This is a genomic window from Acetobacter ghanensis, from assembly GCF_001499675.1.
Lineage (GTDB): Bacteria > Pseudomonadota > Alphaproteobacteria > Acetobacterales > Acetobacteraceae > Acetobacter > Acetobacter ghanensis.
Genome location: NZ_LN609302.1, coordinates 1346045 through 1369480 on the forward strand (window position 1 = coordinate 1346045; position 23436 = coordinate 1369480).

Below are 23436 nucleotides of genomic sequence, written 5' to 3' on the forward strand. Positions count from 1 at the left end.
GAGGGATAAATGTCACGAGTAGGCAAGTATCCCGTCGAAGTGCCGGCAGGGGTTACAGTTTCCATCGCGGACGGTGTTTTCAAGGCCAAGGGTAAGCTGGGTGAGCTTTCTCTGCCGATCTCCAGTCACGTTACGGCTGAAGTTAAGGACAGCTCGGTTGTTGTGCAGCCGAACGGTACTGAAACTCAGGCTCGCATGATGTGGGGAACAACACGCGCACTCATCGCTTGTGCGGTCAAAGGTGTTTCCGAAGGGTTTTCTAAGACTCTGGAAATTACCGGGACAGGTTATCGTGCTGCAGTGCAGGGTTCTAACCTTGTTATGAACCTTGGTTTCTCTCACGACGTTATCTATCCGATTCCGGCTGGCATCAAAATTTCTACCCCGCGGCCGACCGCGATTGTGGTGGAAGGGATTGATAAGCAGCGTGTTGGCCAGGTGGCTCTGGATATTCGTAGCTACCGTAAGCCTGAGCCCTATAAAGGCAAAGGTGTGCGGTACGATACGGAAACTATCCGCCGTAAGGAAGGCAAGAAGAAATAATGAGCACTCAGCAGGAATTGCGGAATCGGCGGCGCGCGCGTCTCCGTTTTCAGCTTCGCCGCAAGGCTGGTGGCCGTCCTCGTCTGTCGGTTTTCCGGTCTGGTAAGAACATCTATGCTCAGGTGATTGATGACGCGCAGGGTGTTACCTTGGCTGCAGCATCAACGCTCGATAAAGAACTGCGTGAAGCTCTGAAGAGCGGTGCTACGCGGGAAGGCGCAGGTGCTGTTGGCAAGCTGGTTGCTCAGCGTGCTGTGGCTGCTGGCGTATCTCAGGTCGTATTCGACCGGGGATCTTATCTTTATCACGGGCGCGTCAAGGCCCTGGCGGAGGCGGCCCGTGAGGGCGGTCTCTCCTTCTGAGGAAAGGATCACGGAATGGCTCGTGAACCAAGAGAAGGCGGTCGAGGCGGCCGTGAGCGTGAACGCGAAGGCGATGAACTGGTTGATAAGCTGGTAACCATCAATCGCGTTGCTAAGGTTGTTAAGGGTGGTCGGCGCTTTGCGTTTGCTGCTCTGGTTGTGGTTGGTGACCAGAAAGGTCGTGTGGGCTACGGTGCTGGTAAAGCACGTGAAGTTCCCGAAGCTATCCGCAAGGCAACTGAACGCGCCAAGCGCGGCATGATCCGTGTCCCCATGAAAGAAGGGCGCACGCTGCATCATGACGTTGCTGGTCACTTTGGTGCTGGTAAAGTTGTGCTGCGCTCAGCTGAAGCCGGGACTGGGATCATCGCTGGTGGGCCAATGCGTGCGGTGTTTGAAAGCCTTGGCATTAACGATGTTGTTGCCAAGTCTCTGGGAACCCGGAACCCGCATAACATGGTTAAGGCTACGTTCGACGCTCTGACCCGTTGTGCCAGCCCCCGCGCTGTGGCGAACCGTCGTGGCAAGAAAGTGGCGGAAATCTTTGGCAAGCGCGACCAGGCTGCTGGTGCGGAGGCTGCAGATGTCTGATAAAAAGACCTTTAAGGTGATTCAGGTTGCGTCCGGTAACGGACGTAAGCCAGGTCAGCAGGCAACCCTGATCGGGCTTGGTCTGAATAAGATCGGGCGCGAAAAGGTTCTGGAAGATACTCCGTCTACTCGGGGTATGGTCCGCAAGGTGGCCCACCTGGTGAAGGTGGAGGACTGAAATGAGACTTAACGAGCTTCGTGATAACGAAGGCGCTCGCTACCGCAAAAAGCGGCTAGGGCGCGGTATTGGTTCCGGTAAGGGCAAGACGTCCGGTAAGGGTGTGAAAGGCCAGAAGGCACGTGAGGGTGTTTCCCTCAACGGGTTTGAAGGTGGTCAGCTCCCGATTTATCGTCGTCTGCCGAAGCGGGGCTTTAAAAATATCTTCCGCAAGGTCTATGCACCGGTTAACCTTGGTGCGGTAGAACAGGCTTTGGCTGATGGTAAGCTGGAAAATGGCGTTACCATTACGGAAGAAGCGCTGAAAAAAGCTGGTCTGGTTGGGACTGGTAAGTATGCAGGCGTTCGTATTCTGGGTGAAGGCGAACTGACCAAAGGCGTTTCTTTTGAAGTGTCTGGTGTTTCTGCTTCTGCTAAGGCTGCTATTGAAAAAGTTGGCGGCAGCATTAAGCTGCTGGTAGCAGCGCCTGTGGAAGCTAGCGCCTCCTGATTGCGTTGGGGAGAGAACAGTGGGAGGCCCTGTTCTCTCTTCTTTGCCTAGATCAGAAAAGCTGTCTGAAATTTTTCAGGCAATCATGCCAGCGTCTCCACTTTGTGTGGCGGCGCTGTTTGTGTGAAAGGACGGATGCATGGCTTCCGCGGCCGAACAACTGGCTGCCAATTTTAACGTAGGCTCTTTTGCTAAGGCAACGGAACTCAAGAAACGGATCTGGTTTACGCTAGGTGCGCTGATTGTTTACCGTTTGGGAACGTATATTCCTGTGCCTGGTGTGGACGCTACGGTTATGGGGCAGCTTCTGGCGCAGCATCAGGGCGGCATTCTTGGAATGTTCAACATGTTCTCGGGGGGCGCCCTTGGGCGCATGACCGTGTTTGCGTTGAACATTATGCCCTATATCTCTGCGTCTATTATTGTGCAGCTGATGTCTACGGCTGTGCCTTCTCTTGAGGCTCTCAAGAAGGAAGGTGAGCAGGGGCGCAAGAAGCTTAACCAGTATACGCGCTACCTTACGGTACTGATTGCGGTTTTTCAGGCTTATGGCATCGCGATAGGGCTGGAGAATGTCCAGAGTGGTGCTGCGGTTGTGAACCCTGGTCCCCTCTTTCTGGTGACGTGTGTTACAGCGCTGGTGGGCGGTACCATGTTCCTGATGTGGCTTGGTGAGCAGATTACGTCACGTGGTGTTGGTAATGGTATTTCTCTCATTATCTTTGCCGGGATCGTTGCAAACCTTCCACATGCTTTGGTCAGCCTTTTCCAACTGAGCTACACTGGGGCGCTGTCTTCCTTTTTTGTCCTGCTATTCCTTGTTCTGGCCGGCCTGACAATTATGTTTATTGTCTTTATGGAGCAGGCTCAGCGACGGGTGGTTATTCAGTACCCCAAACGTCAGATGGGGCAGCGCATGTTTGGTGGAGACACCACGCATATGCCTCTTAAGGTGAATACGGCTGGGGTCATTCCTCCTATCTTTGCATCCTCCGTGCTTTTGATTCCTGTCACGCTGGCGGGGTTCATGAACGGCAAATCTTTGCCCGGATGGCTATCATTTCTGGGTGAGTCGCTGGGGCAGGGGCAGCCTCTGTATCTGCTCTTTTATGCATTGATGATTGTCTTCTTTTCGTACTTCTACGCAGCGGTGACGTTTAATCCGTCAGAGACGGCGGACAACCTGCGTAAGCAGGGGGGGTTTATCCCTGGTGTGCGTCCGGGGGCTTCAACAGCTTCTTATTTCGATAAGATCCTGACGCGTCTGACGACGATTGGGGCGGCATACATGGTTGCAGTCTGTCTTCTGCCGCAGATCTTGATCAGCCGTTACAACGTGCCGTTTTATTTTGGCGGGACCAGTCTGATTATTATTGTATCAGTGACAATTGATACGGTGACGCAGGTGCAGTCTCATCTGGTGGCGCACCAGTATCAGGGGTTGATGCGCAAGTCCCGTGGCGGCAGGAAACAGAGGATCATCAGACGATGAACATTATTTTTCTGGGCCCGCCTGGGGCTGGAAAAGGCACCCAGTCCAAGATTCTGGAAGAACGTCATGGTCTGGTGCAGATTTCCACAGGGGATATGCTGCGCGCAGAAGTTGCGCGTGGGTCCGATGTCGGGAATCAGGCAAAAGCGCTGATGGTTGCTGGTAAGCTGGTGCCGGATGCGTTGATTATTGCCATGCTGAAAGATCGGATTGCCCAGCCCGATTGCCAGAAAGGCTTCATACTGGATGGTTTTCCACGGACCTTGGCGCAAGCCGAGGAACTGGATACTATGCTGGCTGCTGATGGGAAGAGCATTGATGTTGTGCTCTTTCTGGACGTGGATGAGGAAATTCTGGCCGACCGTATTTCAGGACGTTTCACCTGCGCTAAATGTGGGCAGACCTATAATGAAGCGTCCAACCCTCCTGCCAAGGAAGGTGAATGCGATGCTTGCGGGAGCCATGAGTTCAAGCGCCGGGCAGACGATAAGCGTGAGACGGTTGTTGAACGTTTGAAAGAATACCGCAATCTTACCGCACCGATTCTACCGTTTTATGAAAAAACGGGGCGTTTGCGTAAGGTAAATGGCATGCTTCCGGCTGCTGAAGTGACAGCAGAAATTGAAGCAGCGCTTGAAGATAGCGGCGCGATCACGAAGAAGTGATCAGTTTTCGTTGACTTGTAACGGTGGTCGGTATATTTCGCGGCCACCAAGTGAAATCCGCCCAGTCAAAACAGGGCTATGAGCCGTTCGCTGTAAAAGCGGGCGAACAGGAGTATAAGGCGTGGCACGTATTGCCGGCGTGAATGTCCCGACAAACAAGCGGGTTGTGATCGGGCTTCAGTATATTTATGGAATTGGCGCATCTAAGGCGGCAGAAATCTGCAAGACCTTAGAGATTCCGGAAGCAAAGCGGGTTAACGAACTCAGCGACGATGAAATCATGAAGCTCCGTGAGCTGATTGATGGCACCTATCGCGTTGAAGGCGACCTGCGTCGTGAAATTGCGATGAACATTAAGCGCCTGATGGATCTTGGTTGCTACCGCGGCCTGCGTCATCGTCGTGGTCTGCCGGTTCGCGGTCAGCGGACGCATACCAATGCCCGTACCCGTAAGGGTAAGGCAGTGGCTATTGCCGGCAAGAAGAAAGCAACGCGTTAATCCAATTCGCTAAGGCGGCCAGCCTGCATATGTAGGCTGGACAGGGACTGAGGTAGAAAAGACATGGCGAAAGCCGCAACACCGCGTGTTCGTAAAAAAGAGCGTAAGAACATTATTTCGGGCGTGGCGCATGTGCTCTCCACGTTCAACAACACCATGATCACCATCTCTGATGCCCAGGGGAATGCTATTTCCTGGTCTTCTGCTGGTGCACAGGGCTTTAAAGGCTCGCGGAAGTCTACGCCTTATGCGGCGCAGGTTGCGGCTGAAGACGCCGGTCGTAAGGCCCGTGAACACGGCATGGAAACGCTGGAAATCGAAGTTTCCGGTCCTGGGTCGGGGCGTGAAAGCGCGCTGCGTGCCCTGCAGGCCGTTGGTTTCACCATCACGTCTATTCGTGATATGACACCCGTCCCGCACAATGGCTGCCGCCCGCGCAAGCGTCGCCGCGTCTGAGCTTACGAGCGGAAAAGCGGCCTGTTAACACGCTGCTTTTCCATTTGTTGTGTCCACTTCAGAGAAATCGCTGCGTTGGCAGTGGTTTTTCGTATTGAAAGGCCGGTCCATTGGTCCTTCAGAAAAACTGGCAATCTCTGATCAAGCCCGAAAAGCTTGAAGTTGAATCCGGAGTGGAGCCCGCTCGTATCGCAACCGTAGTGGCTGAGCCGCTGGAACGCGGTTTTGGTATGACGCTCGGTAACGCTCTGCGTCGGGTTCTGCTGTCTTCTCTTCAAGGCGCGGCGGTCACGGCGGTTCAGATTGACGGCGTTCTGCACGAGTTTTCGTCTGTTGCAGGTGTCCGGGAAGATGTGACTGACATCGTCCTGAACATCAAGCAGCTGGCGTTGCGCATGCACGGTGAAGGGCCGAAGCGTATGGTGCTGACGGCCACTGGCCCCGGCGAAGTGCGCGCAAGCCAGATCCAGACAGGTCATGACATTGAAATCATGAACCCTGATCTGGTCATCTGCACGCTTGATGATGGCGTTAAGCTGGGTATGGAATTTATTGTTAATACCGGAAAAGGCTATGTTCCTGCGGCGGCTAACCGTCCGGAAGATGCCCCGATCGGCCTGATCCCGGTTGATGCAATTTATTCGCCTGTAAAGCGTGTGTCCTACAAGGTTGAGCCGACCCGTGTTGGTCAGGTTACCGACTACGACAAGCTGCTGCTTACGGTCGAAACCAATGGTGCGGTGACACCGGAAGATGCAGTGGCTCTGGCCGCACGCATTCTGCAGGATCAGTTGCAGCTGTTCATCAACTTTGATGAGCCGCGTCCTGTGCAGGCTGAAGAGCCTGAGGATGACCTGCCGTTCAACCGTAATCTGCTGCGCAAGGTGGATGAGCTTGAATTGTCTGTTCGTAGCGCAAACTGCCTGAAGAACGACAACATCATCTACATCGGGGATCTGGTTCAGAAGAGTGAGCAGGAAATGCTGCGCACACCGAACTTTGGCCGTAAATCCCTGAACGAAATTAAGGAAGTCCTGACCTCCATGGGACTGTCCTTGGGTATGAATGTGCCGGCTTGGCCGCCGGAAAATATTGAAGAGTTGGCAAAGCGGCTTGATGAGCCGTTTTGATCTGACTTTTCTCGATACTAGGAACTGAACCATGCGTCACCGGATTGCCGGCAGAAAGCTCGGCGTTACCTCTTCTCACCGTGCAGCCATGTTCCGCAACATGGCTGTGGCTCTCATCAAGCATGAGCAGATCACCACTACGCTTCCCAAAGCGAAGGAACTGCGTCCGTTTGTTGAAAAGCTGATCACCCTTGGCAAGCGTGGCGATCTGCATGCACGTCGGCAGGCTTTTGCTGTGCTGCGTGACGATGTGATCGTGAAAAAGCTGTTTGCTGCTGTGGCAGAACGCTACAAAGCACGCAATGGCGGTTACACCCGCGTTCTGCGTGCAGGCGTTCGCTATGGCGATGCCGCTCAGATGGCCGTGATCGAACTGATCGACCGCGATGTGAGCGCAAAAGGGCAGGACAGCGGTCCCCGCCCGGAAGTGGAAGATAAGCAGGATCTCGCTGCTTAATTTTTTGCTTTCAAGCAGAATGAAGAAAGCTGGCCTTCCGGGGCCAGCTTTTTTTATGTCGTTTTATTGAGACTGATATGTAGATAAATCTACGTGAAATAAAATCATTTCATGCACGTGTGTGAGTGATTGACAAAGACGCGAATATATCCACTATTATTTTTGATAAAATATTTCATCGGAAGAGATCTCATCATGAAACGTGCGTTGCTAAAAATGCTCACGCTTGCCGCCGTGGCATTCGGCTGGGCAGCAAACCCGGTTCAGGCGGCTGAGAGTATCCGCATTGGCTATATTCCTGTTCTTGGGTCTTCTGCATTGTTTGTGGTGGATGGAGAAGGATGGGCCAAGCAGGCTGGTCTGGATGTCCAGCTTGTGCGGTTTACATCTGGCCCTCAGGCTATTCAGGCGCTGGTTTCTGGGCGGATTGATGGCTACGTGGCCGGGGTTCTGCCTTTGTTGCAGGCGCGTGCACATGGTGTGGATGTCAAAGTCGTGGCCACGGCTTCTATCGAAGAGCTTTCTGTTATTGCGCGCGGCGCTTTGGCGGATGGCATCAAACCCGATGATACTAGCGGGCTTACGCCTGACGCGGTTAAGGCGATTTTTGCGCGCTTCAAACAGGATCAGAAGCGGTTGCCGCGCTTGGCTGCACAGCCGGCTGGTTCCGTGCCAGATACATTGCTGCGCTACTGGCTGCAAAAACAGCTTGGTTTTGAGCAGGTCAACACGGTGGCATCCATTGTTGGCGTCGATATTGATGCCGCACAGCAGGCTTTTCTGGCAGGTGCTGTAGATGGTGCGGTGTTGAGGGAACCGGCTCTAACGGTTGTTAAAACCCGTCTGCCCGATGCCCGGATACTGGCTTCTGGCCACGATATGATGCCTGACCAACCTGGGTCAGTGCTGGCAATTGTTAAACCAGATGCGGCTGAACATAAGGCATGGGTAGGCACACTGACAAACCTGTTTGTGCGCGCCACAACCCTGCTGGCCCAACACCCGGATGAAGCCGTGCCATTTGTGCAAAAGGCGCTGGGTGGTGGTATGTTGAATGACGATGTGATGAAAACAGCATTGGAACATTCGGCATCCCGGTTTGTCAGTGATCCGGCGCGTATTGTGGAAAGCGTGAGGCAGTTGCAGGATTTTGAAGTGTCGGCCGGCTTGCTGCGTAAGGCAGAGCCAGTTGAGGATCTGTTTGAGATGGGACTGTGGCAGCAGGCCAAACCGTGAGCAGAAAACTGTCTGGTTCTTTGCGTCTGGGGCTGGGGCTACTGGGGCTGGTTCTGTTTTTCGGTTTGTGGGAGGCAGCGGTCCAGTCTGGGTTGCTGCCTGCCGGTATGGTTCCGGCGCCATCCTCACTTGGTCCAGCGTGGCTGGATGAGGTGCGCGGCGGGTTCTGGCAGCAGGCTATTCTGGATAGCCTAAACCATTACCTTCTGGGACTTTTGATCGGGTCCATACTGGGGGCGGGCCTTGGCATATTGTGCGGTATGCTTGGCTTGCTGGATGGTCTGCTGGAAGGCGTTGTACGCCTTTTGCGCCCCGTGCCTGGTCTGGCATGGGTGCCGTTTGCCATCCTCTGGTTCGGCCTGAGCACGGCCGGGGCAACCTTTGTTATTGCGATATCGGTTTTCTGGATCAACTTTTACGCAGCCCATAGTGCGGTAAAAGGGGTGGACCCCGAACTGTATGAACTGGCCTCCGCCTTTGGGCATGGCAGCTTTTTGGGGCGGCTGTTCAAGATTGTTCTGCCCGCTTCTGCTCCCGGTATTATGGCTGGCCTGCGGACCGGGCTGGGGCAGGGATGGATGTCCGTTGTCGCGGCGGAGCTGTTCGGTGTGCCGGGTATTGGGGCACGGATGATGCAGGCATCAAGCCTTTTGGCAACGGATGTGGTTGTTGTTTATATGCTGACCATGGCCATGTTGTATGCCATTACCGATTTTCTTTTTGGGTTTGTACGTAAATGGGTTCTCAGATGGCAACCATGATGCAGGCGGATATGGTTGCGTCTTTGAATGATGTTGGTCTTTCGCACGATGGTGGCAACAATTTTGTGTTGCGGCATGTTAGCCTGACGCTTGCCCGTGGGGAGTTTGTGGCTCTTCTGGGGCCATCCGGTGTAGGTAAATCTACGCTACTGCGTGTGCTGATGGGACTTATGCATCCAACCGAAGGACAGATTGGGGGCAGTGCCTGCGCCTCTGGCGCCAGTAAGGCGGATACAACGCGGCGCAGTCGGGCCATGGTGTTTCAGGATGCACGATTGCTGCCGTGGCGTTCGGTCCTACGGAATGTCATGTTCGGGCTGGAAGGCCTGCACCTGAATAAAAATGAGAAAAAAGCCCGTGCGCAGGAAGCTCTGCGACTGGTCGGGCTGGAAGAGGCGGCAGACCGGCTGCCCCGCCGTCTGTCCGGTGGGCAACGGCAGCGGGTAGGGGTGGCGCGTGCGCTGACCGTAAACCCGGACCTGCTGCTGATGGATGAACCCTTTGGGGCATTGGACCCCATTACCCGGACAAGCCTTCAGGAAGAATTGCAGCGCATATGGCAACAGACGCACAAAACTGTTCTGTTTGTTACGCATGACATAGAGGAAGCCCTGCGGTTGGCCACACGTGTTGTGGTGCTGGCAGGCGGCCCCCCTGCGGGGATCACGGGTGAAATTGTGGTGGATATGCCTGAACGGAACCCGGATAGCCCAGCATTCCGTACCTATGCCGCCCGCCTGCGCGCCATGATTGCAGGAGAGCCAGATCCGGGTGGTGAAGCGTATTGGCGCTCGGCTGAAATCTAGTCTTGAGCGAAAAAATCGTTCACACATGCATCTTTAGGGGTGCGACACGCGTTAACCCTCAATCCAGTATGGAGGACATCCTCGTATGAGTGATGAGATCAAGGCAGACTACAGTCTTGAAGACGGTATTGGCAGCCTTCAGGACGGTGCCGATGGCCTGTTTGGTAAACTGCCCAGTTACGACGCCCTTAATCCGGGGCAGCGGAGTGCCGCAGCCGAAGCATTGCGGGATGTTGTTATCGACCAGCCGTTGTTTGCGGTCACCGTAGCAGGGCTTGCCGGTCTGCTTATTGGAATTTTTCTGCGTCGTAGGGCGTAACCCGTTTCAGGCTTTTTGGCTCTGGTCGGGATTTTAAATGCAAGGGAGTTCATTATGCTGAAACTGGCGCTGTTTTTTCTGGTTGTGTCTATTGTTGCAGGGCTGTTTGGTTTTGGCGGAATTGCCTCTGCCTCGGCTGGTATGGCTAAAATTCTGTTCTTTATTGCGATTGTGCTGTTTGTCGTGTTCCTGGTGGTGGCCCTTCTGGCCGGTCGTGCGGTTATGAAGTAACCGCTGGTACGACAAGACACGGCATATAAAAAAACCTCCGGGGCCAAAAGCTCCGGAGGTTTTTTGTTGGAGAGATGCCTCTTTCCGCCCGGTTCAGTTTTTATCCTTCTGGATAAAAGAAGGCAGGAAGGGGTTATCCGTCTGCATGGAGTCTTTGCTGGGCAGTTCGGAAGCATCCCAGCCGCCGCCCAGTGCTTCCACCAGACTGACAGAGTCCAGAATACGGCTTTGCTGGATTTGCAGTGCGGTTTCCGCGTTGGAAAGGGCCGTGACTTCTGCAGTGATGACGGTCGTATAGATTTGTGTGCCAGCCATGTACTGGTTGAATGCAACCGTAACGGCCTTGTTGGCGGCTTCCAGCGCAACATGCTGCTGGTCGGCCTGTTCGGCCAGAATGCGCAGGTTAGAGAGTTGATCTTCTACCCCCTGTAGCGCGGTTAACACGGTCTGGCGATAAGTGGCCACGTAGGCATCGTAATTGGTATCGGCTTCCCGGACCGCAGCCGTACGGGCGCCACCTTCAAACAGAGTTTCTGTCGCTGAGGCACCAAGGGTCCATATGCGGTTGGCCACCTGCACAAGGGAGCCAACAGGGTCACCACTATAGGAGTAGGTCGCGGTCAGCTTGACGTCTGGGTAGAAGGCCGCCATAGCCGCGCCAATCTGGGCGTTATATTCCTCCATCCGGCGTTCGGCCGCTGCAATGTCCGGGCGACGCTGGAGCAGGCTCGCAGGAACCATGACCGGGATGGCAGGAATAGCGCGAGGGAGCGCCCCATGGGGGATAGAAAGCTCCGCAGGGGCTTTGCCCATCAGCACGGCAATGGCATGTTCGTATTGGGCGCGGGCTATGCCGGTTGCGGTGGCCTGAGCCCGGGTCTGCTCAAGTTGTGTCTGGGCTTGGAGCAAGGTTGTGGGGTCTGCTGTGCCTGCATCGTACTGATTTTTGGTAATCTGGTATGACCGCTCATAAAATGCGACGTTTTTTGTCAGCAGGTCGTACAGACTGTCCTGATACCGCAGGTTGAAATAGGCTGTAGCCAATTGCGCCTGATAGGATAGGCGCGCATTGGCAAGGTCTGCCGCTGTAGCCTGCGCCTCGGTGACCTGCGCCTGAATTTGCCGTCTGATTTTGCCCCACAAGTCCAGATCCCACGATGCGGTTGGTCCCATGGAATAGGTGTTTTCGGTCGTGTTGGACGGGGTGTAGGACGAACTGCTGCTGCCGTCAGACCCGTAATTGATAATGGTGCCGCTGGAGCGGGAGCCTCGCCCCGAACTCTGGCGGTTGAAGGCCAAAGACCCGCTGAGGGTCGGATAAAGCTGCGCCCTGACCGCATTAATGGTGGCGCGGGCGTTGCGGTAGCGCGCCTCGTACTGGACGACGTTCTGGTTGTTGATGTCCACCTGTGCTTCCAACTCGTTCAACAACGGGTCGTTATAGATGGTCCACCATGAGCCTTTAGGGAGCGCCGCCAAATGCGGGCTTGCGTAGTCCCACCCCGGAGCAGGGCGAAGTTCCTTGAACACGGGCGAAATAATGGGGGTGGGACGTTTGTAGTTAGGGCCCACCATGCAGCCCGTCAGAATGACGGGAGCCAGCAGTAAGGATAGGCGAAGGGAACGGAAGGAACGGGAAGAAGGCATTCAGCTATCCTGCCTGGAGCTGCGGGAAAACGAAAAAGAGCGGAGAAAAGCGTGTGTGCGCAACCGCCATGTATCAAATGTCAGATAAATGACGGGTGTTGTATAAAGTGTAAGAGCCTGACTGACGATTAGCCCGCCCACAATGGCAATGCCCAGCGGGTGCCGCAGCTCTGCACCGTATCCGTTGGTGACCATAAGCGGTGCGGCGCCAAGTGCGGCTGCAACCGATGTCATCATAATAGGGCGGAAGCGGAGCAGGCAGGCGGTGCGAATGGCATCATAAGGGGACATGCCATGTTCCCGTTCGGCCATGATGGCAAAATCCACCAGCATGATGGCATTTTTTTTCACAATGCCAATCAGCAGGATCACACCGATCATGGCGATAAGGGAAAATTCTTCCCCCGCCAGTTGCAGGGCCAGCAGTGCGCCCACGCCAGCGGATGGAAGGGTGGAGAGAATGGTCAGGGGGTGTACATAACTTTCGTACAGCACGCCCAGGGTAATATACACCGCCACAAGGGCCGCCAGAATAAGCAGCGGTTCATCGCTGACAGCTTTCTGGAATTGGGCGGCGTTACCAGCAAAACTACCATGGATGGTGGTGGGCATGTGCAGGGCAACTTGCGCCGTGTTGATGATCTGCGTTGCCGTACCGAGTGAGACCCCCTTGGCCAGATTGAACGAGAGCGTTGCTGCAACAGCCAGCCCCTGATGGTTGACGGAAAGCGGGGTACGGCTGGGAACCAGACGCGTGACCAGCGTAAGGGGAACCATTGATTCGGATGAGGTACTAACGGCCGACCCGTTGGAGGCCCCAGATCCTCCCGCCAATGCGTTGGCGACTTGGTTTTTGAAGGACAGGGTGCTTTGCGTGGATTCCGTATCGCCTGTGGATGAGGTGCTGGAGGCATTTCGGACCCGTATGGTGTTGGATGCGGTGCCCCCTCCGGCGGTCCCCCCGGCAACACTGACCCATACTTGCATCAGGCTTTCCGGGTTTGACCAGTTTTTGGGGTCGGCTTCCATAATCACGCGGTACTGGTTGAGCCGGTTGTAAATAACGGAGGCAGACCGCTGACCAAACGCATCGTACAGCGTGTTGGAAAGAAGCTGGGGCGTAATGCTCACACGGGCAGAAGTATCGCGGTCAATCTCGGTGCTGATGGCGGACCCGCCGAGTTGTACGTCGGAGGAGAGGGAGGTCAGCTCCGGGTGGCGGCGCAACTCCGCTAGCAGGCGGGATGTCCAGCTATAAAGTTCGGAAGAGTTTTCGCCCTCCAGCGTATATTGGTAGGAGGCATTGCTCTGCCGCGCACCGGCACGGATAGCGCCGGGTTGCATGAGGAAAAAGTTGGCGCCAACCAGATTGCGCAGCTTGCGGTTTACGCGGGCTATCAGGTCGGTTGGTGTGTCTTTGCGCGCACTTTTGTCCTTGAGTTGCAAGAACAGCCCCGCCTCGTTGGAGGAGCCACGCCCACCAATAAAGGAGGAGACACTTTCCACGTCCTTGTCGTGCATGAGCACGTTTTGCACGTCTGTCAGTTTTTTGGCCAAGGCCCCGAAGGAGATCGACTGATCCCCCTGTAAATGCCCCATGAGCATACCGGTATCTTCCACCGGGAAAAAACCTTTGGGCATGAGGGCAAACAGTGCCCCCGTGAGCACCAGCGTAAAGGGCAGGCTGAGTAGCACGGTTTTGTGGTAGCGCAGTGCAATGTCCAGCGACCGGGCATAGCCTGCCTGCATCCGGTCCAGAAAAAGGGTCATGGCCGCAATGGCGTGGCGCAGGAGGCTGCCAGAGCCTGCCGGGGCCGTTCCCGCCGTGTGGGGGACCAGAAGGTAGGCAGCCATCATGGGGGTGAGCGTGAGGGACAGCACCATCGAAATCAGGATGGTAATGGAGACTGTCATGGCAAATTCATGGAACAGCCGCCCCGCCAGCCCGCCCATAAGCAGGATAGGCAGGAAGACGGCAATCAGGGAAATGGAGATGGAGATAACCGTAAAAGCCACCTCGCCACTGCCTTTTATGGCCGCGTCACGCGGGTGAAGTCCCTCCTCAATGTAACGGGCAATGTTTTCCATCACCACAATGGCGTCATCCACGACAAAACCGGTAGAAACCGTAAGCGCCATGAGAGACATGTTGTCGAGCGAAAAGCCCAGCAGACGCATAACGCCAAACGTGGCCACAATGGAGGTGGGTACCACCACGGCGGGAATAAGCGTCATCCGGACAGAATGAAGGAACAGCAGCACAACCAGCACAACCAGTATGACCGAGATCAGCAGGGTTAGCTGTGTATCCACAAGGGCTGCACGGATGGTCAGCGAGCGGTCCAGCCCAACATGCAGTTCCACGCCCCCCGGTAGGGCGGATTTGAGCATGGGCATTTCCGCATTGATCTGGTCCACCGTGTGAATCACGTTGGCCCCCGCCTGTGGAAAGACAACGGCAATAACGGAGGGCTGGTTGTTATAATACCCGGCGTTGCGTAGGTCTTCCACGCTGTCCTGCACGCTGGCGACATCAGCCAGCCGGACAGGGCGGTTGTTGCGCCATGCAATAATCAGGTCCCGATAATCCTGCGCGGTACGGACCTGGTCATTCGTATCCAGCGTGTAGCGTGCGCCGTTCTGGTCAATAATCCCTTTGGGTGTGTGGGCATTGGCAGAGGCCAGAGCTGCACGCACGTCTTCAAACCCAATACCGTATTTAAAGAGTGGGAGAGGGTTGATTTCCGCGCGGATGGCGGGCAGCGCACTCCCGCTGATTTCGACCTGTCCTACCCCCTGTATGGCGGAAAGATGCTGCACCAGTACGTTGGTTGCGTAGTCATACAACTGGGGGCGGGTGTGGGTGTCTGATGTCAGCGTCAGAATCAGAATGGGCGCGCCGTTGGGATTGGCTTTGCGGTAGCTGGGGTTCTGCCGCAGGGAGGAGGGCATATCCGCATGGGCTGCCTGCAAGGCGGCCTCCACATCCCGCGCTGCACCATTAATATCGCGCGAGAGGGCGAACTGGAGCGTAATGCGTGTGCTGTTCTCGGTAGATTGGGATGTCATTTCCGTAACATCCGCAATCTGCCCCAGATGCCGCTCTAGTGGAGCAGCAACCGCGCTGGCAATTTCCTCCGGTGACCCACCAGCCTGCCGCGCCTGTATCTGAATAACCGGGAAGTCTACATTGGGCAGGTCCGCCACAGGTAGGCCGCGGTAGCCCAGCAGGCCCCCAAGAAACAGGGCTATGGTCAGCAGAATAGTGGCAACAGGCCGGTCAATAAAAATCCGGCTTATGTTCACAGCACGGCCTGCCCGTCAGGAGGGGAGGGTGTGCGCGCATGGCGGAGGTTGCTCCATTTATGGGCCCACGTGTCCAGCGTAAGATAGATGACTGGCGTGGTAAACAGCGTTAGCAACTGGGAGAGGGCAAGCCCGCCAATAATAGCCAGCCCCAGCGGGTAGCGCAGCTCCGACCCTGTGCCGTGCGAAAGCACCATGGGGACAGCCCCCAGCATGGCAGCCAGTGTGGTCATGAGAATGGGGCGAAAACGCAGGGTGGCCGCCGTGCGGATGGAACGCAGGCTGTCCATGCCATGCTCACGCTCCGCCTCCAGTGCGAAGTCGATCATCATGATGGCGTTTTTCTTGACGATGCCAATCAGCAGCACAATGCCGATAATGCCCATGATATCGAGGTTCACCCCCGCAATCATCAGGGTCAGCAGTGCGCCAATGGCGGCCGAAGGCAGGGTGGAAAGAATGGTGACCGGGTGGATGAAGCTCTCATACAGAATACCCAGCACAATATAGACGGCAATAATGGCCGCAGCCACCAGAAACAGCTCGTTGCTGAGTGAGCCTTCAAACGCCGCAGCCGTACCCTGAAAAGAGGTTTGGAAAGCGGAGGGGAGGTGAATATCCGCCTCAGCCCGCCGGATGGCGGCCGTGGCATCCCCCAGTGCATAACCGGGCGCGAGGTTGAAGGAGATGGTTGTGGCCGGAAACTGCCCGAAGTGAGTTAGCAGCAGGGGGGCTGTCTCCTGCGTAACCTGTGTGACGGCAGGCAGCGGCACCAGCCCGGAGGTGGGGGAGCGTGTGGGGCCGGAAGTGCTCTCGCCCGAATTGCCGCTTATACCCGGCAGATACAGCTGGTTAAGGGAGGACAGGTCAGCCTGAAAACGTGGGTCGGCCTCCAGAATGACGCGGTACTGGTTGGACTGCGTATAGATTGTGGAAATCTGCCGCTGGCCAAAGCTGTCATACAGCACGTTATCCACCGTTTGAGGGGTGATCGAGTATCGAGCCCCCGTCGCGCGGTCCAAGGTTACGCGGGCCACCAGCCCGGCAGCCTGTAGGTCGGATGTTACATCTGTAAGGGAGGGCTCCTGCTGCAACCGTTCTATCAACTTGGGCACCCAGACCGTAAAGGCGTTGTAGTCCGGGTTTTCCAGCAGGAACTGGTACTGCGTTGCAGAGACGGTTGTATCCAGCGAGAGGTCCTGAACGGGTTGCAGGTAGAGTTTGATCCCCGCAACCTGTGCCGTTTCCTGCTCCAGCCGGGCCGCAATCTCGGTGGCGGAGGAGGAACGGTCATCATGCGGTTTCAGGTTGATCAGGAAGCGCCCTTGGTTGAGCGTTGCGTTCTGCCCGTCCACCCCTACAAAGGAGGACAGAGAGGCCACATCCGGGTCCTTCAGGATAACAGCGGCCAGTTCCTGCTGGTGCGTCTTCATGCTCTCGAATGAGATGGATTGGGCCGCAACAGAAATGCCCTGAATGACCCCCGTATCCTGTACGGGGAAAAACCCTTTGGGAATGTACCAGCCCAAAAGGCCTGTCAGAACCAGTGTGCCAACAGCAACGGCTAGGGTCAGCTTGCGCCATTCCAACACCACATCCAGCATCCGGTCGTAGGCCGCAATCAGCTTTTCGGTTGCGGTTTCCATTCGGGCGGACCAGCGCAGGAAAGGCGTTGCCGCCGTCTGGGCATCATGCGGGCGCTCGGACAGAATACGGGCGCACATCATGGGCACCAGCGTAAGCGATACCACTGCGGAAATGATGATGGTGGTGGCCAGTGTAAGCGCAAATTCGTGGAACAGTCGCCCCACCACATCGCTCATGAACAGGAGCGGAATCAGCACGGCAATGAGCGAGATGGTTAGGGAGATAATGGTAAAGCCAATTTCTCCCGCACCTTTTAGCGCCGCACTCATGCGGTCTTCGCCCGCTTCCACATAGCGCGAGATGTTTTCGATCATCACAATGGCATCGTCCACCACAAAGCCGGTGGCGATGGTCAGAGCCATGAGGGACAGATTGTCGAGCGAAAAACCAAGCAGATACATGATAGCCAGCGTGCCAATAATGGAGAGTGGCACGGAAAGGCTGGGAATGATGGTGGCGGGAACGTTGCGCAAAAAGACAAAAATAACCGCCACAACCAGAACAAGAGCCAGAAAAAGCTCAAACTGCACATCAGATACAGAGGAGCGGATGGTCGTTGTGCGGTCTGTCAGGGGGACAATATCAATGCCCGGTGGCAGCGTCTGGCGCAGGGTGGGCAGGGTGGCCTTAACATTGTCCACCACGGCAATCACATTCGCACCCGGCTGGCGCTGCACGTTCATGATCAGCGCCGGGGTCTGGTTGGACCACGCAGCAAGCTGCGTGTTTTCCGGGCCAATAACAACGGTGGCGACGTCCCGTATGCGTACCGGCCCGCTGCTTTGGTAAGCAATAACCTGATTAAGCAGCATCTCGGGGCTGGTTATCTGGCCATCAACCCGCAATGTGGCCGAGCGTTGTGCACCGTCAAATGTCCCGGTGGGGGAATTGACGTTGACGTTGCCAATGGTGGTGCGCAGCGTATCCAGGTCAATGCCATAGGACGTGAGTTTGGGAATGTTCACCCGGACCCGGTAGGCCTTGCGGTTCCCGCCTGAAAGCGTGACCAGCCCCACGCCAGAAATCTGGCTGATCTTTTGCGCCAGTCGGGTATCCACGTAATCTTCCACTTCCGGCAGCGGAATGGTGGAGGATGTGATGCCCAGCGTCAGCACGGGTGTGTCCGCAGGGTTGACCTTGGCATAAACCGGAGGGGCAGGCAGATCGGTCGGTAGGAGCGAGTTGGCCTGATTGATGGCGGCCTGCACCTCCTGCTCCGCCACGTCCATGGACATGGAAAGGTCAAAACGCAGGGTAATGACCGACGCCCCGCCGGATGAGCGCGATGTCATCTGGTCCAGCCCCGGCATCTGGCCGAGCTGTGTTTCCAGCGGTGCGGTCACCGAGGTTGCCATAACATCCGGCCCGGCGCCGGGGTAAAAGGTCTCCACCGTAATGGTGGGGTAATCAACCTGAGGCAGGGCGGAAATGGGCAGAAAATGGTAGCCCAGTAACCCGGCCATAAAAATGGCCAGCATCAGCAATGTGGTTGCGACAGGCCTGCGGATGAAAATGGCAGATGGGTTCACGGCGTGGCATGGTCCGGTGTTGGAGTGGGGGCCGTGGCGGGGATGGTTACTTTAATGCCTGCGCGCAAATGGTCCGTGCCGTCTGTAACCACACGGTCACCCTCTTTGAGGCCGGATGTCACAACGCTGAGTGTGCCGTTGGAAATGCCGGTTGTAACCGGCTGCACGCTTACCGTGTTATCGTCTTTTACTACATAGACAAACAGACCGGAGGGGCCGGTCTGCACGGCGGTTGTGGGCAGGAGCAGCACATGGTCCAGCGTTTTAACCAATAGGCGCGCGTTAACAAACTGGTTGGGGAACAGGTGCTCGTCTTCATTGGTAAAAATGGCACGCAGGCGCACTGTGCCTGTGGCGGTATCAATCTGACTGTCCAATGTGCTGACGGTGCCATCCGCAATTTTTTGCGTGTTGGCGCTGTTCCAAGCTGAAACTGGCAGGGACTTGCGCGCCTGCAACTGCTCGAACACCTCTGGTAACTGGTCCTGCGGAAGCGTGAAAATAACAGAGATCGGCTGCATCTGGGTCAGTATGGCCAGACCGCCGGACTGCCCTGCTGCAACATAGTTCCCCTGATCCACCGCGCGGATACCAATACGGCCATCCACAGGTGCAATAATGTGACAGTAGATCAGTTGTAGCTTCTGGTTATCCACCAGTGCCTGATCGGCTTTGACCGTGCCTTCAAGCTGTTTGACCGTAAACTGCTGGTCGCGGGCGGTTTTGGCGTCAATACTGTCCTGCTTTATCAGGCGCTGGTAGCGGGCACTGTCCACTCTAGCCTGTTCAAGCTGGGCTTTGTCCTGGGCCAGTTGGCCCTCATACTGTTCCAGCAGAACCTGATAAGGGCGTGGGTCAATCAGCGCCAGCAGGTCACCTTTGTGCACATGCTGGCCTTCCGTAAAGAGCACCTGCGTCAGGTAGCCCTCTACACGCGTTTGCACCGTTACGTTGGTAATGGGCACAACCGTGCCCAGCTCCGTCAGTTCCACGGGCATGTTGCCAGCATGAACGGTTTGTACCGCCACGGGCTGGCTCTCGCTGGAATCAGCGGTGCTGTGGCGTGATTTGTGGCTTGCATGGGGGCGCAGAAGCGCAAAGCCCAGAATGCAGGATGCCACCACTATACCCCCCACCATAAGCAGGCGTTTTTTGGAAGACCGTGGTTTGGAGGGAGTGGCGGAAACCGGAGAGTTATCGTCCATGAGGTGCGCTGTTCGTTAACCTAAGTTGCGTCAAAAAAATCAGGGGAACGCTGTGCATAGGGGCACCCTGCCTGTGGTGGAGAAGTGTGCGGAACTCTTTACGCAAGTGCAAGCCTCGTCATTGAAACTGTGCATAAAATAACATTTCTTTATGTAATCTGTGCGTTAAAAACGTGCCGTTAACGGCGGTTCCCGCTCATGTTTGCCCCCGCAGAAGGCGAAAGTGTGGCGCACACTGGCACGGCCAGAAGGGAAATGGCGCCCGTAACCACAAAGCCCAGTGCAAAGTCGGTCATGTTGGCTGGTGTGTTGTGGTGTAGCTTGCTCAGCAGCGTAAGCGTTCCGGCCGCAATGCAGATTCCGGCCGAAAGCATGATCTGCTGCATGGTGGAATACAGGCTGGTGGCGGCGCTCATCCTGTCTGCTGGAATATCCGCATAGGCAACCGTGTTATAGGCGGAAAACTGGAGAGACTGCGCAGCCCCTGCCAGCGTAAGCACAAGGGAGAGCAGCCACAGCGGGTAAGAGGGACGGAATGCGGCAATCAGCCCAAAAACCAGAGCGGCAGAGGAGCCGTTGGCAATAAGAATGGTGCGGAAGCCCCAGCGTTTGAGCAGGGCTGGCACAAAGGGGCGCATGGCAATGGCCCCAAGTGGCGCCACAAACGTAACCAGCCCGCTCTGAGCCGCAGTCAGCCCCGCCCCGATCTGGAGGAAGGAGGGGAGCAAAAAGGGGAGAGAGCCAACTGCAATACGAGATGCCGCGCCACCAAAGACGGAAATACGAAACGTCTGGAACCGCATCAACCGCAGGTCCAGGAGTGGAAAAGAGGTACGGCCAGCGTGGTAGGTATATATGCCAAGCAGCATCAACCCCGTGCCCAGCAGGCCTGCAACCAGAGACGTAGAGCCGGTACCGTGGCTGAACAACTCCGCAAAGACGGAGAGAATAGCCAGCCCACCGCCTGCCAGCAGGAGACCTTTGACGTCAAAGGGAGGGGGCGTTGCCTCGCGTACTTCGGGAATAAAGCGGTACGTCAGAATTAGCCCGATAATGCCTACAGGAATATTGAGGTAAAAATTCCACCGCCATGACAGCCATGTCGTGATGTATCCCCCCACAACGGGGCCCAGCAGCGGGCCAAGGGTGGCGGGCAGCATCATCCACGTCATGGTGCGGACAAGCTGGTCCGCTGGCGTGCTGCGAATAACAGCCAGCCGCCCCACAGGCACCATCAATGCCCCGCCAATACCCTGTATTGTGCGCATAACAGCCAAAAACAGCAAAGAATGGGCTGTGCCGCAAAAAATTGAGCTGCCAACAAAAATGCAGATGGCCAGCATCAGGATCGTTCGGCTGCCCAGACGGTCCGCCAACGCCCCGGATGCGGGAATGAAGATGGCCAGACCTATGATGTAGGACGTCAGGGCAACGGAGGTGGCGACCGTATCCACATGCAGGCTGTGGGCAATGGAGGGCAGGGCAGTTGCCAGAATGGTGCCATCAAGCTGTTCCATAAAAAACATGGAACCAACAATGAGTGCAGTCAGTTGTGTGGACGTCGGAGAAGGCATGCCTAGTCAGAGACGCGTTTTTGCGGTCTGATGCAACAGGCGATCGTGCAGATCTCCGGTCGCTTTCATGCGCGGACCGCTACAAAACGGTTCAGAAAAGGAGAAAGTCGTCATGGCTAAAGATAAAATCGACAATATCGAAAACAAGATTGAAGCCAAGGCCCGGGACGTTCAGGGGCATGTTAAGGATGCCGCAGGTGGTCTGACGGGTGATATCGGCCTTCAGGCTGATGGAAAGTTCGATCAGTTCGCTGGGCACGTGCAAGAAGATTTTGCAGACCTGTATGAAGAAGGTGAAAGCGCGCTTGAAAAAGCAGTGACCTTTGTGCGTGATAAGCCATTGCTTTCATTGGGTATTGTGTCCGTTGTGGGCGTTCTGCTCGGCTGGCTCTTCTTCCCCCGTCGCAGCGGTTCCTAAAAATCATTTGACCGGGACTCTTGCGCTCCCGGGTAAAAAAATGCTTTTCCTTCCCTACGGAGTCGCGATTGCTGCGACTCGGTAATTTTAACCGAGTCGTTTCAAGCGGACGGGAAGGGATGCAATGCCGGACTTTAGGCGGGAACAACAGCATGGCGGTCTGGTCGCCGGAGTGGATGAAGTGGGTCGTGGCCCGCTTGCCGGTCCGGTTGTGGCTGCCGCCGTGGTGTTTGCCCGTGGCGTGCCAGATGACCTTGCCGCCGTTATTGATGATTCCAAAAAATTAAAACCCGCATTGCGCGAGGCCATTGCCGAGCGTCTGCCCCATGTGCCCGGTGTGGCCATTGGCGTGGGTGCCGCCTCCACGGCGGAAATCGACCGTATCAACATCTATCATGCGTCCCACCTTGCCATGCAGCGTGCTGTTGCGCGTCTGCCGGTCAGGCCAGACCATGTGTTGGTCGATGGTAATAAAATTCCGGATTTTGGGTGTAGTGCTGAGGCCATTGTAGGCGGGGACGGGGTTAGCCTGTCCATTGCCGCAGCCTCCATTGTGGCCAAGGTGGTGCGTGACCGCATCATGGCGCGGCTGGATGTGCGCTGGCCCGACTACGGATGGGAGAAAAATGCAGGGTATGGCACGGCGGTTCACCGTCAGGCCCTCATGCATGTAGGCGTGACCCCGCATCACAGAAAAACATTCGGCACCGTACGCCGGCAGATGGAACATTTAGTAACGGAGACCCCGGCATGAGCGGCGCAAAAGCAGTTTCCATGGACCTTCCGCTTGATCAGATCCTGCGTGGAGAATGTGTGGAGACCATGCGCTCCCTGCCAACAGGCTCGGTGGACTGTATTTTTGCTGACCCGCCGTACAACCTGCAACTGCGTGGCGAACTGCGCCGCCCGGACGACAGCGTTGTAGATGGCGTGGATGATGACTGGGACAAGTTTTCCGACCTGCAGGAATATGACCGGTTCACGCGGGAATGGTTGAGCGAGGCCCGCCGTCTGCTGCATAAAGATGGCACGATCTGGGTTATCGGTTCCTACCATAACATCTTCCGCCTCGGGGCCATTTTGCAGGACCTCGGGTTCTGGATTTTGAACGACGTGGTGTGGCGCAAATCCAACCCCATGCCCAACTTCCGTGGCCGTCGTTTTACTAATGCGCACGAAACGCTCATCTGGGCTGCTCGCAGTCAGGATAGTCGTTATCGCTTCAACTATCAGGCCATGAAGGCACTGAATGATGACGTGCAGATGCGCTCGGACTGGTACCTGCCGCTGTGCACGGGCAACGAGCGCCTGCGTAACGAGCACGGGCTGAAGCTGCACCCCACCCAGAAGCCCGAAAGCCTGCTGCACCGTGTGCTGCTGGCCTCCACAACGGTGAATGATGTGGTGCTCGACCCGTTCTCGGGTTCTGGCACAACGGCGGCTATGGCCCGTCGTCTGCGCCGCCACTTTGTGGGCATTGAGCGGCACCCGGATTATGTGGAAGCTGCCATGGCACGCGTTGCCCGCGAAGTGCCGCTTGATGATGACGCCATACAGACCACGCAGGACAAGCGCGAGGCTCCACGGGTGCCGTTTGGTAGTCTGGTGGAGCAGGGGGCGCTGGTAGCCGGTACGGTCCTGAGCGATAAAAAGCAGCGTATTCAGGCTACCGTTGCCGCCGATGGCACGCTGGTGAGTGGTGCCAAGCGTGGCTCAATCCATAAAATGGGCGCCATGCTGACCAACGCACCGTCCTGCAATGGCTGGACATTCTGGCATTTTGAGCGTGAGGGCGTCTTGCTGCCGCTTGATGTGCTGCGTCAGGAAAGTCTGGAAGCCGCTGCGGCCCGGTAGGGCTGGGGGTACACAGAGTAATAAAAAGTGGGGCGCATTA

The 23436-nt window shown here is 56.3% G+C and carries 24 protein-coding genes; 19 read left to right on the forward strand and 5 right to left on the reverse strand.

Annotated features, from left to right (window positions below):
- The first annotated feature begins 9 nt into the window (after positions 1-9).
- The 16 genes from rplF to AGA_RS13440 all read left to right on the forward strand — a co-directional run bounded on the left by rplF (position 10) and on the right by AGA_RS13440 (position 10216).
- Positions 10-543 carry a 50S ribosomal protein L6 gene (gene rplF / locus AGA_RS06500; RefSeq protein ID WP_059023547.1) on the forward strand — a complete coding sequence of 178 codons (534 nt, stop codon included), beginning with the start codon at positions 10-12 and terminating at the stop codon, positions 541-543.
- On the forward strand, positions 543-905 hold the full coding sequence (rplR, locus tag AGA_RS06505) for a 50S ribosomal protein L18 (RefSeq protein WP_059023548.1): 363 nt from the start codon (positions 543-545) through the stop codon (positions 903-905). Before rplF ends, rplR begins: the two co-directional genes overlap by 1 nt.
- Positions 906-920: 15 nt before the next feature.
- Positions 921-1496 carry a 30S ribosomal protein S5 gene (gene rpsE, locus AGA_RS06510; RefSeq protein ID WP_048852990.1) on the forward strand — a complete coding sequence of 192 codons (576 nt, stop codon included), beginning with the start codon at positions 921-923 and terminating at the stop codon, positions 1494-1496.
- Positions 1489-1674, forward strand: coding sequence for a 50S ribosomal protein L30 (rpmD, locus tag AGA_RS06515; protein ID WP_059023549.1), 186 nt, complete (start codon positions 1489-1491; stop codon positions 1672-1674). Before rpsE ends, rpmD begins: the two co-directional genes overlap by 8 nt.
- Position 1675: 1 nt before the next feature.
- The gene (gene rplO, locus AGA_RS06520; protein WP_059023550.1) at positions 1676-2164 is read left to right on the forward strand and encodes a 50S ribosomal protein L15; all 489 of its coding nucleotides are present in this window, start codon (positions 1676-1678) and stop codon (positions 2162-2164) included.
- Between the two features lie 139 nt (positions 2165-2303).
- Positions 2304-3656 carry a preprotein translocase subunit SecY gene (gene secY, locus AGA_RS06525; protein WP_059023551.1) on the forward strand — a complete coding sequence of 451 codons (1353 nt, stop codon included), beginning with the start codon at positions 2304-2306 and terminating at the stop codon, positions 3654-3656.
- A complete protein-coding gene (locus AGA_RS06530) occupies positions 3653-4321 on the forward strand; it encodes an adenylate kinase (protein WP_059023552.1) in 669 nt (222 codons plus the stop codon). The genes secY and AGA_RS06530 overlap by 4 nt, the downstream gene beginning before the upstream one ends.
- Before the next feature lie 121 nt (positions 4322-4442).
- Positions 4443-4820 carry a 30S ribosomal protein S13 gene (gene rpsM, locus AGA_RS06535; protein ID WP_048852995.1) on the forward strand — a complete coding sequence of 126 codons (378 nt, stop codon included), beginning with the start codon at positions 4443-4445 and terminating at the stop codon, positions 4818-4820.
- A 63-nt stretch (positions 4821-4883) separates the two neighbouring features.
- Entirely contained in the window at positions 4884-5276 is a 393-nt protein-coding gene (gene rpsK / locus AGA_RS06540) for a 30S ribosomal protein S11 (RefSeq protein WP_025826926.1), read from the forward strand.
- 110 nt (positions 5277-5386) lie between these two features.
- Positions 5387-6406 (forward strand): DNA-directed RNA polymerase subunit alpha, encoded by a 1020-nt coding sequence (locus tag AGA_RS06545; RefSeq protein ID WP_025826924.1) that lies wholly within the window; start codon positions 5387-5389, stop codon positions 6404-6406.
- A 31-nt stretch (positions 6407-6437) separates the two neighbouring features.
- A complete protein-coding gene (gene rplQ, locus AGA_RS06550; protein WP_025826922.1) occupies positions 6438-6863 on the forward strand; it encodes a 50S ribosomal protein L17 in 426 nt (141 codons plus the stop codon).
- Positions 6864-7058: 195 nt separating this feature from the next.
- Complete coding sequence (locus AGA_RS06555) at positions 7059-8099, forward strand: ABC transporter substrate-binding protein (RefSeq protein ID WP_059023553.1); 1041 nt, start codon at positions 7059-7061, stop codon at positions 8097-8099.
- 107 nt (positions 8100-8206) lie between these two features.
- Positions 8207-8860: an ABC transporter permease gene (locus AGA_RS06560; RefSeq protein WP_242008485.1), complete on the forward strand. Its 654-nt coding sequence runs from the start codon at positions 8207-8209 to the stop codon at positions 8858-8860.
- Complete coding sequence (locus tag AGA_RS06565; RefSeq protein WP_083503568.1) at positions 8848-9666, forward strand: ABC transporter ATP-binding protein; 819 nt, start codon at positions 8848-8850, stop codon at positions 9664-9666. The genes AGA_RS06560 and AGA_RS06565 overlap by 13 nt, the downstream gene beginning before the upstream one ends.
- Before the next feature lie 85 nt (positions 9667-9751).
- Positions 9752-9985 carry a hypothetical protein gene (locus tag AGA_RS06570; RefSeq protein ID WP_059023555.1) on the forward strand — a complete coding sequence of 78 codons (234 nt, stop codon included), beginning with the start codon at positions 9752-9754 and terminating at the stop codon, positions 9983-9985.
- Positions 9986-10039: 54 nt separating this feature from the next.
- Positions 10040-10216, forward strand: coding sequence for a DUF1328 domain-containing protein (locus AGA_RS13440; RefSeq protein WP_083503569.1), 177 nt, complete (start codon positions 10040-10042; stop codon positions 10214-10216).
- 93 nt (positions 10217-10309) lie between these two features.
- Here AGA_RS13440 and AGA_RS06575 read toward each other — a convergent pair whose 3' ends face one another.
- The 5 genes from AGA_RS06575 to AGA_RS06595 all read right to left on the reverse strand — a co-directional run bounded on the left by AGA_RS06575 (position 10310) and on the right by AGA_RS06595 (position 21124).
- Complete coding sequence (locus tag AGA_RS06575) at positions 10310-11863, reverse strand: efflux transporter outer membrane subunit (protein WP_059023556.1); 1554 nt, start codon at positions 11861-11863, stop codon at positions 10310-10312.
- Positions 11864-15169: an efflux RND transporter permease subunit gene (locus tag AGA_RS06580; RefSeq protein WP_059023557.1), complete on the reverse strand. Its 3306-nt coding sequence runs from the start codon at positions 15167-15169 to the stop codon at positions 11864-11866. It abuts the gene before it with no gap.
- Complete coding sequence (locus AGA_RS06585; protein ID WP_059023558.1) at positions 15166-18345, reverse strand: efflux RND transporter permease subunit; 3180 nt, start codon at positions 18343-18345, stop codon at positions 15166-15168. Before AGA_RS06585 ends, AGA_RS06580 begins: the two co-directional genes overlap by 4 nt.
- A complete protein-coding gene (locus AGA_RS06590) occupies positions 18342-19550 on the reverse strand; it encodes an efflux RND transporter periplasmic adaptor subunit (protein ID WP_059023559.1) in 1209 nt (402 codons plus the stop codon). The genes AGA_RS06585 and AGA_RS06590 overlap by 4 nt, the downstream gene beginning before the upstream one ends.
- A gap of 179 nt (positions 19551-19729) precedes the next feature.
- Positions 19730-21124 carry an MFS transporter gene (locus AGA_RS06595; RefSeq protein WP_059023560.1) on the reverse strand — a complete coding sequence of 465 codons (1395 nt, stop codon included), beginning with the start codon at positions 21122-21124 and terminating at the stop codon, positions 19730-19732.
- 112 nt (positions 21125-21236) lie between these two features.
- Between AGA_RS06595 and AGA_RS06600 the strand changes: the two genes are divergently transcribed.
- The 3 genes from AGA_RS06600 (at position 21237) to AGA_RS06610 (ending at position 23396) form a co-directional block, all read left to right on the forward strand.
- Positions 21237-21542, forward strand: coding sequence for a CsbD family protein (locus tag AGA_RS06600; protein WP_059023561.1), 306 nt, complete (start codon positions 21237-21239; stop codon positions 21540-21542).
- Positions 21543-21666: 124 nt separating this feature from the next.
- On the forward strand, positions 21667-22296 hold the full coding sequence (locus tag AGA_RS06605; protein WP_059023562.1) for a ribonuclease HII: 630 nt from the start codon (positions 21667-21669) through the stop codon (positions 22294-22296).
- The gene (locus AGA_RS06610; RefSeq protein WP_059023563.1) at positions 22293-23396 is read left to right on the forward strand and encodes a site-specific DNA-methyltransferase; all 1104 of its coding nucleotides are present in this window, start codon (positions 22293-22295) and stop codon (positions 23394-23396) included. Before AGA_RS06605 ends, AGA_RS06610 begins: the two co-directional genes overlap by 4 nt.
- The last annotated feature ends 40 nt before the right edge of the window (positions 23397-23436 follow it).

What these genes read in the sequence shown, in the direction of transcription:
- rplF (WP_059023547.1), top strand. Translation starts at nt 10, where the DNA reads ATGTCACGAGTAGGCAAGTATCCCGTCGAAGTGCCGGCAGGGGTTACA.
- rplR (WP_059023548.1), top strand. Translation starts at nt 543, where the DNA reads ATGAGCACTCAGCAGGAATTGCGGAATCGGCGGCGCGCGCGTCTCCGT.
- rpsE (WP_048852990.1), top strand. Translation starts at nt 921, where the DNA reads ATGGCTCGTGAACCAAGAGAAGGCGGTCGAGGCGGCCGTGAGCGTGAA.
- rpmD (WP_059023549.1), top strand. Translation starts at nt 1,489, where the DNA reads ATGTCTGATAAAAAGACCTTTAAGGTGATTCAGGTTGCGTCCGGTAAC.
- rplO (WP_059023550.1), top strand. Translation starts at nt 1,676, where the DNA reads ATGAGACTTAACGAGCTTCGTGATAACGAAGGCGCTCGCTACCGCAAA.
- secY (WP_059023551.1), top strand. Translation starts at nt 2,304, where the DNA reads ATGGCTTCCGCGGCCGAACAACTGGCTGCCAATTTTAACGTAGGCTCT.
- AGA_RS06530 (WP_059023552.1), top strand. Translation starts at nt 3,653, where the DNA reads ATGAACATTATTTTTCTGGGCCCGCCTGGGGCTGGAAAAGGCACCCAG.
- rpsK (WP_025826926.1), top strand. Translation starts at nt 4,884, where the DNA reads ATGGCGAAAGCCGCAACACCGCGTGTTCGTAAAAAAGAGCGTAAGAAC.
- rplQ (WP_025826922.1), top strand. Translation starts at nt 6,438, where the DNA reads ATGCGTCACCGGATTGCCGGCAGAAAGCTCGGCGTTACCTCTTCTCAC.
- AGA_RS06555 (WP_059023553.1), top strand. Translation starts at nt 7,059, where the DNA reads ATGAAACGTGCGTTGCTAAAAATGCTCACGCTTGCCGCCGTGGCATTC.
- AGA_RS06560 (WP_242008485.1), top strand. Translation starts at nt 8,207, where the DNA reads ATGGTTCCGGCGCCATCCTCACTTGGTCCAGCGTGGCTGGATGAGGTG.
- AGA_RS06565 (WP_083503568.1), top strand. Translation starts at nt 8,848, where the DNA reads ATGGCAACCATGATGCAGGCGGATATGGTTGCGTCTTTGAATGATGTT.
- AGA_RS06570 (WP_059023555.1), top strand. Translation starts at nt 9,752, where the DNA reads ATGAGTGATGAGATCAAGGCAGACTACAGTCTTGAAGACGGTATTGGC.
- AGA_RS13440 (WP_083503569.1), top strand. Translation starts at nt 10,040, where the DNA reads ATGCTGAAACTGGCGCTGTTTTTTCTGGTTGTGTCTATTGTTGCAGGG.
- AGA_RS06575 (WP_059023556.1), bottom strand. Translation starts at nt 11,863, where the DNA reads ATGCCTTCTTCCCGTTCCTTCCGTTCCCTTCGCCTATCCTTACTGCTG.
- AGA_RS06590 (WP_059023559.1), bottom strand. Translation starts at nt 19,550, where the DNA reads ATGGACGATAACTCTCCGGTTTCCGCCACTCCCTCCAAACCACGGTCT.
- AGA_RS06595 (WP_059023560.1), bottom strand. Translation starts at nt 21,124, where the DNA reads ATGCCTTCTCCGACGTCCACACAACTGACTGCACTCATTGTTGGTTCC.
- AGA_RS06600 (WP_059023561.1), top strand. Translation starts at nt 21,237, where the DNA reads ATGGCTAAAGATAAAATCGACAATATCGAAAACAAGATTGAAGCCAAG.
- AGA_RS06605 (WP_059023562.1), top strand. Translation starts at nt 21,667, where the DNA reads ATGCCGGACTTTAGGCGGGAACAACAGCATGGCGGTCTGGTCGCCGGA.
- AGA_RS06610 (WP_059023563.1), top strand. Translation starts at nt 22,293, where the DNA reads ATGAGCGGCGCAAAAGCAGTTTCCATGGACCTTCCGCTTGATCAGATC.